Genomic DNA, 12,001 nt, shown 5'->3' on the forward strand with positions numbered 1-12,001 from the left:
GTGGACTACGGTTTAGCCCTGGCCGGGCCGCCAACGGGCGGCTTCATCATCGCATAGATCACAACGACGATACCTACCGCGATCATCGGAAGACTGAGCCACTGCCCGCGGGAGAGGCCCGTTTCCACGACGACATAAGCGAGGTAGGCGTCCGGCTCGCGGAAAAATTCCATGAGGAACCGGCCGAGACCCATGCCGATGGTGAACACGCCAACCAGCAGTCCGGCCCGATAACGGGCACGCGTTTTCCAGAACAACGCGAAAAGCAACACACCGAGCAATAGCCCTTCGAATCCGGCCTGATATAGCTGGCTTGGATGGCGGGCGAGCTGATCCGGATCGGTTGGGAAAACCATGGCGAAAGGAAAATCGCTCTCTACCGGGCGGCCATACAATTCGCCGTTGATGAAGTTCGCCAGCCGGCCAAGCATGTAGGCGAAGGGCACATTCACCGAGATGTAATCGCAGATGCGCAGCCAGTTCAGTCCGTTGCGCCATGCGACCCAGCTGATTGCAATGAGCACCCCGATAACCCCACCATGGAAGCTCATTCCCCCTTCCCACAGCTTGAACAGTTCCACACCGCCGAACAGTTCCGGCTTGTAGAATGCGGCATAACCGAGCCGGCCGCCGAGGATGACCCCAAGTGTACAATAGAAAAAGAGGTCGTCCGCGTGGCGTTGGGCCATGGGCGATCCCGGTGCCTTGATCATTTTCGACAGGTGCCAGTAGGCCAGCAATATGCCGAAGAGGTAGGCGAGCGAGTAGAATCGCAATTGGAAACCGCCGATCTCGAAAAGATAGGGCCGCAAGCCCAGATTTTCCCAGTAGATCGGTTCTGCCGCGCCCGATGCAGCCAGTAGTGACAGCAAGTGCTTATCCCCTTAGAGGTGAATCCAAGGCCGCGACCGGCGACCCATCGGGGCGGCTTTTGGCATAGCAGGGGTTTGGGGGGAAGCCTGCGTCGAGCCGCAGTTATTGCGCGTGCCTCGAACCGGAGGTTCTGCGCCGTTTGGAGAGGATATTTTACGACCGATGCCGACAGAACTCGACAAGGACATCCATCGCATCACCGATGCCGTCACCGCGCCCGGCCAGATGTTCGAACTGACAGAAGTGACACGCCGCGGCGTGCAGATGCCCGCGTTCAAGAACGCACCTCCCAGCGTCGTCCATTACTTCGCCCATTTCTGTAACGAAAAGAAAGACGATACGTTCATCGTCGATGGCGACATCCGTATGACCTTCGGCGAGATATGGCACGCTGCCAGCCATGTCGCCCACGGTCTTGCCACGCTGCATGGAATTGAAAAGGGTGACCGCGTTGGTCTTGCGGCCCGCAATTCGACGAACTGGATCATCGCCTACATGGGCATTCTCATGGCAGGTGGCTGCGCGACACTGCTCAATGGCTGGTGGACCGGGGAAGAACTCGCTTACGGAATCGACCTTTGCGAATGCAAGCTGGTCCTCGCCGATCCCCCGCGTGCGGCCCGGCTCGATGGCGTCAAGCATGCCTCGAAGCTCGTGGTCTTCGATCACGGCAAGCCTTCTGAAGGTCTGGCCCCGGTATGGGCGGCAGGCAGCACGGCCATGGCCATGCTCGGCCAGATCGGCCCGGATGACCTTGCCACCATCCTCTATACATCCGGTTCGACCGGGCGCCCGAAGGGGGCGTATTCGGATCATCTCGGCGTCGTTTCCGGCACCATGAACTATGTCTGCCAGACCGCGATGATCCTGCAGCTTCTCACGGAAAAGGGTGATGCCCCAACCGTCCAGCCTTCCGCACTGGTCGCCGTGCCGCTGTTCCACGTCACTGGCGAAGTGCCGCTGTTCCTCCAGAGCTTCGCGATGGGGCGCAAGCTGGTGCTGATGCCAAAATGGGATGCAACCGAGGCCCTGCGCCTGCTGGCAGACGAACAGATCACCTATTTCGTTGGCGTTCCCCTGATGAGTTACGAGATCGCCGTGCATCCGGATCGTGAAAAATACGATCTGTCGCAATGCAAGACCTTCGCTGGCGGCGGCGCAGCGCGCCCGATCGAACATGTGAAGAAGATCAAGGACGCGTTCAAAGACGGCTTTCCCGCGCTGGGTTACGGCCTGACCGAAACCAATGGCGTGGGCGCAGGTAATCTGAACGAAAATTATCTCGCCAAACCCAACAGCACCGGCATGCCTTCGCGGCCATTGGTCGACATGGCCATTCTCGACGACGACGGCAAACCCATGGAGCGCGGAAAGGTTGGCGAGGTTTCGATCCGCTCGGTGTGCAACTTCCTCGGCTACTGGAAGAACGAGGAAGCGACCAAGGCGGCTTTTTCCGCAGACGGGTATTTCCGCACGGGCGACCTTGGCTATCTCGACGAGGACGATTACCTGTTCATCGTCGACCGCAAGAAAGACATCATCATTCGTGGCGGCGAAAATATCAGCTGCATTGAAGTGGAAGAAGCGATCTATGCGCATCCGGCAGTCGCCGAATGTTCGGTCTTTGGCCTTCCCGACGAACGCTTCGGCGAGATTCCCGCTGCCGTCTACTACACCCACGACGGCAAGGATCTCTCGGTCGAAGATCTGCAGGAATTCCTGCGCGAGCATATTGCTGCGTTCAAGGTGCCTTCGGTCATCTGGAAGAGCGATGAGCAATTGCCTCGCCTCGGCACCCAGAAGGTCGACAAGCGTACCGTGAAGGCGAATTTTGCAAAGGAGCACCTCGCCGCTTGAATGCCCTGCGTGTCCCCCGACAGCGTGCGATAATCGACCGGCGCGCCCTTGCTTCCGAAATCGACGCGCTGGTGGGGGAGCACGGCAACAAAGCCCGTCCGCATGTCGTGAAACTGCTCAAGGCTGCGCTCGACAAAGGCCGGGCCGAGCTCGAGCGCCGCCTGGAAGAGAAACCGTCCGCCGGGCATGAGAATGCGGGCGGTTTCGCATTCATGATCGATCAACTGATCCGCGTGATCCACGATCACGCGACCGCCCATCTCTATCCCAGCGCCAATCGTTCCAAGGCGGAGCGGTTGGCGATCATGGCTGTTGGCGGATACGGTCGGTCGGAAATGTCGCCGCATTCCGACGTCGACATCGCGTTCCTCGTTGGCGGCAAGAAAACGGCATGGTGCGAGCAGGTCGTCGAAGCGATGCTCTATATGCTGTGGGATCTGGGTCTCAAAGTAGGCCATTCGACCCGCACGCTGGACGAAGCGATCCGGCTGTCGAAGAGCGACCTCACCATTCGCACAGCCCTCCTCGAAGGGCGGTATGTCTGGGGCGATCAGGAGCTCTACGACGAGGGTTCGCGCCGCTATACAGCCGAGGTGGTGCGGGGCAATGAACGCACCTTCGTAACCGAGAAGCTGGCCGAACGCAACGCGCGTCACAAACGCATGGGTGACAGCAGATACGTCGTCGAACCCAATGTGAAGGATGGCAAAGGCGGGCTGCGCGATCTGCATGCGCTGTACTGGATCGGCAAGTTCATCCATCGCGTGCGCACGGCGTCGGAACTGGTCGAGATCGGCCTGTTCACCCCGGCCGAATATCGCAGTTTCCGGCGCGCGGAGAACTTCCTCCTCGCCGTACGCAGCCACATGCATGTGCTGACGGGCCGTGCAGAAGACCGCCTGACCTTCGACCTGCAGCGGCGTATCGCGGAAAGGATGAAATTCGCCGAACGCCCGGGCAAGAGCGCGGTAGAGCGGTTCATGCAACTCTACTTCCTGCAGGCCAAACGGGTCGGCTCGCTGACCGGAATCTTCCTGGCCCATATCGACGAGCAGTTCGAGGCCAGAACGGCGCGCCGCGGCTTCTTCGCTGGGTGGAAACAGAAGGCACGGCAACTGAAGGGTTACCGCGTTTACGGGGGCAAGATCGCCGCACCGTCGGAGGACTGGTTTCGCAAGGACCCCGTACGACTGATCGAGATATTCCAGCTGGCCGAATCCGAAGAACTGGAAATCCACCCCGACACCATGCGCCAGGCAAACCGTGAAACGGGCCTCATCGACCATGCGATCCGCAACGACGAACGGTCCAACGCGCTGTTTCTCGACCTATTGTGCGGGCGCAACGATCCCGAAATGGTGCTTCGCTGGATGAACGAAGCTGGCGTTTTCGGGAAATTCGTGCCGGATTTCGGCAAGGTCAACGCGCAGATGCAGTTCGATATGTACCACCACTATACGGTGGACGAACATACGATCCGTGCGATCGGACTGTTGAACCGTATCGAAAAGGGCGAACTAACGGATGATCATCCACGCGCCGCACGTCTGATCCACAAGGTGAATTCGCGCCGCGTCGCCTATGTCGCCGCGTTGCTACACGATATCGCCAAGGGCCGCGGGGGCGACCATTCCGTGCTCGGGGCGGAAGTTGCGCGAGATCTGTGCCCGCGTTTCGGCCTGAGCGAGAGCGAAACAGAGATGGTGGCCTGGCTGGTTCTCAATCACCTGCTGATGAGCCACACGGCGCAGAAGCGCGATCTTACCGACCCCAAAACGATAGAAGATTTCGTCGGCCAGGTGCAAAGCCAGGAAAGGCTACGCCATCTCGCAATACTCACCGCGGTCGATATACGCGCGGTCGGCCCAGGGACTTGGAACAGTTGGAAGGGCCAGTTGCTGGGCGAACTCTACGACATATCGAGCGAGCGCTTGCGGCTGGGGCACATGCGGCATGGTCGCGAACAGACAATCGCGCACAAGCAGGCGGAGGTGGCAGACGTTCTCGGGGAAAAGGGCCATCTCGTCGCAGATCTGGCCCAGACCATGGGCGACGCATACTGGATCGCCGAACCGATCGATATCATCGCGCTGAACCTGGTGCACTACGCTGCCGCGCGCGAACGGGAGCATCAGCTTTCCATTCACTGCGAATATTACGAAGCGCGCGGGGCGACGCTGGTCACGGTGATCGCGGCCGACCATCCGGGCATGTTCTATAGAATTGCCGGCGGCATCCATCTCGCAGGCGGAAACATCATCGATGCCCGCATCCACACCACGCGGATGGGCTGGGCGCTCGACAATTTCCTCGTGCAGGATCCCCACGGTGAACCCTTTGCCGAAGAAGGCCAGCTGGAACGGCTGAAAAGCAGCATCGCCGATGCGCTGGCGAACAAGGTCGATCTGGCGCCACGACTGGCACAGCGTCCGTTGGCGCACAGCCGTGCGCGTGCTTTCGATGTCGCGCCGCGGGTCCTGTTCGACAACAAGGCATCGAACAAGTTCACCGTGGTCGAGGTCAACGCCCGCGATCGGCCAGCATTGCTCAACCGTTTGGCCCGTGCGCTGTTCGAAAGCCGACTGGTGGTCCATTCCGCCCATATTACCAATTACGGGGAGCGGGCTGCCGATACGTTTTACGTCACCGACCTTACCGGCGGAAAGCTGGAGCGCGGCGACCGCATGAACCGTATCGAGGCGCGGCTCATGGAGGCCGCAAGTGACGCCACGCAAGATCGGCTGGAGAACGCCTGAGCGTGCGGGCAGCAGATCACTACAGGGGCGACGCGCGTTCGCCAAATAGCGCAGTACCCACGCGCACATGCGTAGCGCCGAGCTTTACTGCCGTTTCGTAATCCCCGCTCATGCCCATGCTACGACCGTCGAGACCGTGATCGCTGGCTAGCCGATCAAGGAATGCGAAGAATGGCGCAGGCTCGATCTCGAAAGGCGGAATGCACATGAGCCCCGCCACCGGAATATCGGCCGCGCGAGCCTGCTCTATCAGTCCGGGCACATCGGCCACCGGGCACCCGCCCTTCTGTTCCTCAACGCCCACATCGACCTGCACGAAGCACGGAATGCGCCGATCCAGCTTATCCATGGCCTTCGCAAGCGCCTTTACCAGGCTTGGCCGATCGAGCGAGTGGATGACATCGAACAAAGCCACCGCGTCATCGGCCTTGTTCGACTGAAGCTGGCCGATGAGGTGCAACTGGGCTGCAGGGTAGACTTCGCGCAGTGCGGGCCACTTGTCCTGCGCTTCCTGAACGCGGTTCTCTCCGAAATGGCGCTGCCCTTGCACAAGCAATGGTTCGATCGCCTCGGCCGGATGGGTCTTGCTGACCGCAACAAGCGTAACATCGCCGGGTTCGCGGCGGGCGATTGTGCAAGCCTTGGCAATATTCGCCTGTACTTGCCGTAGCGGGGTGTCTGCCTTTTCCATCGCGTCGCGCTATAGCGTGTGTGTGACACGACGCCAGCATCATCCCGGAGCCGATCGGCCCATCCTCCCGTTGTTGTGGTTGCTGAGCGATCGGCGAAACGACACTGGAATTGAGACGGCGCTTCGAAGCCTGCCAACTGGTTCGGGCTTCGTCTTTCGCCACTATCACCTCGATCCCGACACGCGGCGTGCGCGGTTCGACGAGCTTGCAGCGATCGCTCATCAATGTGGACACACGGTTATCCTGTCCGGTGATGAGAATTGGGGCGCGGACGGCCACTACGGGTCTGCAACCAGGACAAGAGATGGCCTCTTCCTTGCCACTGCTCATAACGCGGACGAACTGGCGGCGGCGGTCGCAGCGGGAGCGGAAGGCATCTTCCTCTCGCCGGTGTTTGCCACAGCTTCGCATCCAGGTGCCAAGACACTCGGTATCGATGCGTTTCACGCGCTGGCCCGGCAATCGCCCGTGCCGGTGATCGCTCTTGGCGGAATGACCCATGAGCGCGCCCGCGAGTTGGGGTGGTCCCGCTGGGGCGCCATCGACGGACTCGGTTCGACGAACGTCGCTTGACCTCCCTGTCCGGGAGGACTCATACTGCACTCTCTCGACGGATCAGGGGATACGAAATGGCTACGCGCGCAGGCGCAGCACCCGATTGGCGCGCGGCCTTCCGCCGCTCCTTTCGCCGCGCTACACATATGGCAGGCGCGGGCTTGCTGTTCGCGATCCTTGTTTTCCTGACCTTGGCGCTCGCTAGCTATACGCAGACCGATCCGAGTCCCTCCACTGCAGCGGGCGGCGACGACATCCGCAACTGGATGGGGGCAACCGGCGCCTGGGCCAGCGAACGCGCGCTTAACTACCTGGGGCTTCCGGCGGCGCTGCTTTTGCCGCTGCTCTATATTTCAGCCCGCCGGCTGTGGACCGGGGTGGAACGGGACGACGAAGATAGCACCCCCGGTCGCTGGTGGGGTCCCTTCGCCATGCTGCTTGCCGCCATCGCCTTGCTTGGCACGGTGCTGGCGCTGGCGTTCGAGCCGGCGACCGGCAGCCTGCCGGCCGGGCTTGGGGGTTTGTTCGGTCAGTTGGGTGGCCTGGGGATCGAAGCTGTCGCAGATCGCTTCGGAGGCGACTTTTCAGGCTGGATCGTGCTGCTGCTCGCTCTTGTCACGCTCGGCGGCGGGGTGGCGCTCGTCACCCGGGTCTTCGCGATCGACTGGGCGCAATTCCTGACCTTGCCTGATTTCGTCAAACGCAAGGCACACTTGCCTGAATTCGACCTGCCGTTGACACCCAAGAAGCAGCCCCGTGCCAAGCCGATGGAAAGCCTTGAGGATGACGAGGATCTGCCATTGCGCGAACCGCGCCGCGCGCCCGAAATCGCCGATCCCGCGCCGATGCCTGCTCAGCCTGTTGCCGCCAAACCCAAGCAGCGCGACATGTTCGCCAATTACGAATTGCCGAGCCACGATCTGCTCGATGATGCGCCCGAAAATGCTGCGCCGAAGCTCGACAAGATGGCGCTGGAACGCAATGCGCGCCTGCTGGAAAACGTGCTCGACGATTTCAACGTCAAGGGTGAGATCACCGCAGTGCGCGCCGGACCCGTGGTCACCATGTACGAACTGGAGCCGGCACCGGGTATCAAGGCCAGCCGCGTGGTCGGCCTTGCAGAAGACATCGCCCGCAACATGTCGGCAATTTCCGCGCGCGTCTCTCCCATTCCGGGCAAGACGGTGATCGGGATCGAACTGCCCAACGCGGACCGGCAGATGGTCAGTTACAAGCAGCTCGCCAATTCGGCCGCCTTCATCGACCATCACGGCAGCCTGCCCATGATTCTGGGCAAGGACATTGCAGGCGAACCGATCGTCGTAGACCTTGCTGCCATGCCTCACCTGTTGGTGGCCGGTACCACCGGTTCGGGTAAGTCGGTCGGCCTCAACGCGATCCTGCTTTCACTGCTCTATCGCTTCACGCCTGACGAGTGCCGACTGATCCTCATCGATCCCAAGGTGCTGGAGCTCAAGACTTACGACGACATTCCGCATCTCCTGAGCCCTGTGGTTACCGAGCCCCACAAATCGGTCCGGGCGCTGAAATGGGCGGTCGAGGAAATGGAGAAGCGCTACCGCATGATGAGCAGCGTGAATTCACGCAACATCGCGGGCTTCAATGAAAAGGTGAAGAAGGCGATCGAGAAAGGTTCGCCACTGGGTCGCCGCGTGCAGACGGGCTTCGATCCCGAAACGGGTGAAGAATTGTACGAGGAAGAGCAGCTCAATTACGAGCCCCTGCCCCTAATCGTACTCATTGTCGACGAACTGGCCGACCTCATGGTCACTGTTGGCAAGGAAATCGAAGTCCTGATCCAGCGCCTGAGCCAGAAATCGCGTGCCGCCGGCATCCATCTGATCATGGCGACACAGCGCCCTTCGGTCGATGTCATCACCGGCGTCATCAAGGCCAACCTCCCGACCCGCATCAGCTTCAAGGTGACGAGCCGTATCGACAGCCGCACCATCCTTGGGGAACAGGGGGCCGAACAGCTGCTCGGCAAGGGCGACATGCTGTATAAACCCAATACCGGCGCGATGATCCGCGTGCATGGCCCCTTCGTGTCCGACGAGGAAGTTGAACGTGTGGCCGATCACTGGCGTGGACAGGGCAAGCCCGACTATGTCGACGCGGTTACCGAAGAGCCGGAAGATGGCGGCTTCAATTTCGAAGACGAATTCACCGCCTCGGATAATCCGGAAGAACGGAAATATCGCCAGGCCTGTCAGATTGTTATCGAGAACCAGAAAGCGTCTGGCAGCTGGCTTCAGCGCCAGATGGGGGTCGGTTACAACACCGCTGCCAAATGGATCGAGCGTATGGAAGGCGAAGGGCTGGTAGGGCCGGCCAACCATGTGGGGCGGCGCGAGATCTTCCGCGACCAGGACGGAAATCCGCTTTAGAAGCTGAAAAGTTTCGAAATTTGGGCGGGACTTGCGCTGGATGGCTCGCTAAGTCCCGATCCAATGGCACCTACGAAAGAAAACTCCGCCGACGACTGGTCCGACGACGAAAAGCCGGGTCCAGACTATGCCAAGCGACGGCCGATCAGTCGTCTCACCATTCTGCGCGCCATCGCGGAAATGCGCCTGTGGTGGAATGAAGGGGTTATCGCCGACCTGGATCATGTCGCGACGATCGAGAGGGTGCGGGGCGAATCGCTCCTGACCAGCCGCTATATCTTCATGATCGCGATGAGCGCGGGGATCGCGATCCTCGGCCTCCTGCTTTCTTCGCCGGCCGTCGTCATCGGGGCCATGCTGCTGTCGCCTTTGATGAGCCCGATTATCGGAACGGGGTTTTCTCTTGCAACCGGCGATGCGGACTGGTTGCGCCGCTGCGGTAAGGCCCTGATTGCAGGATCCCTGTTTGCCATACTGTTTTGCGCGGTGATTGTGTTTCTTTCGCCGCTGCAAACGGTGACGGAAGAAATCGCGGCCCGCACCAGGCCAAACCTGTTCGACCTGCTGGTTGCGCTATTTTCCGCCCTCGCAGGTTCCTATGCGGTGATCCGCGGGCGCGAAGGCACGATCGTCGGGGTCGCCATTGCTACGGCCCTGATGCCACCGATCGCAGTGGTGGGCTTCGGTCTGGCAACCTTCAACTGGCCTGTATTTGCAGGCGCGCTGGGTCTGTTCGTAACCAACCTCGTGACCATCGGACTGACCGCCGCCGTCATGGCTCGGCTCTACGGCTTCCAGTCCGACCTCAGCCATCGCCAGTCCCGTCTCCAGTCGCTCGGGATCGCCATGGTCTTCGTAGTGCTGGCGATCCCTCTCGCTTTCTCTCTACGGACCATCGCTTGGGAGGCCAACGGCCAGCGCATTGTCAATCAGGAGGTCGCATCTGCCTTTACCGACAGGGCAAGGGTCGAACAGCCGATCGTGAACTGGGATTCCGAACCTTTGACCGTGTCGGCCAGCGTCTTTACCCCGGACTTCAATTCCAACGCAGATACGGAAGTGGCCAAGCGACTGGAAGAACGTCTTGGCCGTTCCGTCGTGGTGAATATCGATCAGTTTCAGGTCGGCACCGACCCGGGCGCTGCCGAACAGGCAGCCCTTGCCCAGGCAAGAGCGCGCGAGGCTGCCGAAGCGAGCGAAAGACAGATTGCCGTACTGGCCCAAAGCCTCGCCCTGATTGCCGGGGTCGAGCGCAAGGACGTATTGCTGGACCGCGAGAACCAACGCGCACAGGCAATTGCTCAGCCGCTCGAAGGGCTCGACCTGTCGGGATATCGCGAACTTGAACGACGGCTCGAACAGACTACGCCGGGCTGGACGGTCGAACTTCGTCCCCCACTGGTGCCGCTACCCACCGTTAATATTGGCGAAGACGGACTCGACACGAACAATGCCGGACGCGTGGCGTTGCTCGGATGGGCGGCCCGGCGCACGGGCGTTCGCATAGCCCTGACCGGCAGCCAAAACGCTCTGACGGCTGTCACCCAGGCACTTGGCGATTCCGCGCGTTATTTCGACACGCAGGTTTCGGGAGAAGGAAACTCGGTGACCGCTGTTTGGTCCACGGCGCCCGCATCCTGAGATCGGCTCTCGGGCTTGCCCCCACATGGTTGCAGTTGTAACGGGCTGCCGCAGATAAGGAGTTCCCCCCAATGCTCATCGGCAGCCCCAAGGAAATCAAGAACCACGAATATCGCGTCGGCCTGACGCCGGAGAGCGTGAAAGAGCTCGTCATGCAGGGTCACGAGGTGTGGATCGAAACCGAGGCCGGCTGCGGCATAGACGCAACCGACGAGCAATATGTGGCGGCGGGCGCGAAGATCGTCGACGGCCCCGATCCTATTTTCGCTGAGTGCGAAATGGTGGTGAAGGTCAAGGAACCGCAGGCGGTCGAGCGCAAGAAGCTGCGCGAAGGACAGATCCTCTATACCTACCTCCATCTGGCACCCGACCCGGATCAGACGAAGGATCTGCTGGACAGCGGCGTCACTGCCATTGCCTATGAAACGGTCACCGGCCCGCGCGGCCAGTTGCCTCTCCTCAAGCCCATGAGCCAGGTGGCAGGCCGCATGAGCGTGCAGGCCGGTGCAACTGCACTGGAAAAGGCTCATGGCGGTCGCGGTGTTCTGCTCGGCGGCGTACCTGGCGTCATGCCTGGCAAGGTCGTGGTCATCGGTGGCGGCGTGGTCGGCTTCAATGCAGCGCAAATGGCAGTGGGCCTCGGTGCTGATGTCACCATTCTCGACCGCGATCCCGAAGTTCTGGAAAAGGTGGGCACCCATTTCGAAGCGCGCGCCAGCACGCGTTTTTCCAACGCCGCCAACCTCTATGACGCGGTCACCACTGCCGATCTCGTGATCGGGGCAGTTCTCATCCCCGGTGCGGCAGCGCCCAAGCTGGTTACGCGCGAAACGCTGAAAGACATGCAGAAGGGCGCCGTGCTGGTCGATGTCGCGATCGACCAAGGGGGCTGTTTCGAAACCAGCCGTGCAACCACTCATGCCGATCCGACATATGTCGTGGACGACGTGGTTCATTACTGCGTCGCGAATATGCCCGGGGCCGTTGCCCGCACCAGCACCTATGCGCTGAACAATGTCACCCTGCCGCATGCGCTACGCATCGCCCGGATGGGATGGAAAGACGCGCTCGCCGCCGACCCGCATCTTGCCGAAGGTCTCAACGTCCACAAGGGCGAAGTCACGTACGAGGCCGTCGCAAGCGAACTCGGGTATGATTATCGACCGGTGGCGGACCTGCTTCGTTAAAACGCGCTTCGCGGCTAATTCCTTAATCGTCC

At 60.9% G+C, this 12,001-nt stretch carries 8 protein-coding genes; 6 read left to right on the forward strand and 2 right to left on the reverse strand.

Annotated elements, in window-relative coordinates; translation table 11 throughout:
• Window positions 1-5: 5 nt before the first annotated feature.
• Entirely contained in the window at window positions 6-872 is an 867-nt protein-coding gene (gene lgt, locus K3177_RS01290; protein WP_221596503.1) for a prolipoprotein diacylglyceryl transferase, read from the reverse strand.
• 163 nt (window positions 873-1,035) lie between these two features.
• Between lgt and K3177_RS01295 the strand changes: the two genes are divergently transcribed.
• Both K3177_RS01295 and K3177_RS01300 read left to right on the forward strand, forming a co-directional pair.
• A complete protein-coding gene (locus K3177_RS01295; RefSeq protein WP_221596505.1) occupies window positions 1,036-2,730 on the forward strand; it encodes a class I adenylate-forming enzyme family protein in 1,695 nt (564 codons plus the stop codon).
• On the forward strand, window positions 2,727-5,486 hold the full coding sequence (locus K3177_RS01300; protein ID WP_221596507.1) for a [protein-PII] uridylyltransferase: 2,760 nt from the start codon (window positions 2,727-2,729) through the stop codon (window positions 5,484-5,486). The genes K3177_RS01295 and K3177_RS01300 overlap by 4 nt, the downstream gene beginning before the upstream one ends.
• A 19-nt stretch (window positions 5,487-5,505) precedes the next feature.
• Here K3177_RS01300 and K3177_RS01305 read toward each other — a convergent pair whose 3' ends face one another.
• Entirely contained in the window at window positions 5,506-6,177 is a 672-nt protein-coding gene (locus tag K3177_RS01305; RefSeq protein ID WP_221596509.1) for a YggS family pyridoxal phosphate-dependent enzyme, read from the reverse strand.
• Between the two features lie 22 nt (window positions 6,178-6,199).
• Between K3177_RS01305 and K3177_RS01310 the strand changes: the two genes are divergently transcribed.
• The 4 genes from K3177_RS01310 to ald all read left to right on the forward strand — a co-directional run bounded on the left by K3177_RS01310 (window position 6,200) and on the right by ald (window position 11,969).
• Window positions 6,200-6,751: a thiamine phosphate synthase gene (locus K3177_RS01310; RefSeq protein ID WP_221596511.1), complete on the forward strand. Its 552-nt coding sequence runs from the start codon at window positions 6,200-6,202 to the stop codon at window positions 6,749-6,751.
• A gap of 56 nt (window positions 6,752-6,807) precedes the next feature.
• Window positions 6,808-9,141, forward strand: coding sequence for an FtsK/SpoIIIE family DNA translocase (locus tag K3177_RS01315; protein WP_221596513.1), 2,334 nt, complete (start codon window positions 6,808-6,810; stop codon window positions 9,139-9,141).
• A gap of 63 nt (window positions 9,142-9,204) precedes the next feature.
• Window positions 9,205-10,782 carry a DUF389 domain-containing protein gene (locus tag K3177_RS01320; RefSeq protein WP_221596516.1) on the forward strand — a complete coding sequence of 526 codons (1,578 nt, stop codon included), beginning with the start codon at window positions 9,205-9,207 and terminating at the stop codon, window positions 10,780-10,782.
• 71 nt (window positions 10,783-10,853) lie between these two features.
• Window positions 10,854-11,969 (forward strand): alanine dehydrogenase, encoded by a 1,116-nt coding sequence (gene ald / locus K3177_RS01325; protein ID WP_103024006.1) that lies wholly within the window; start codon window positions 10,854-10,856, stop codon window positions 11,967-11,969.
• Window positions 11,970-12,001: the final 32 nt, after the last annotated feature.

The sequence above is a fragment of the Qipengyuania pacifica genome, assembly GCF_019711555.1.
Lineage (GTDB): Bacteria > Pseudomonadota > Alphaproteobacteria > Sphingomonadales > Sphingomonadaceae > Qipengyuania > Qipengyuania pacifica.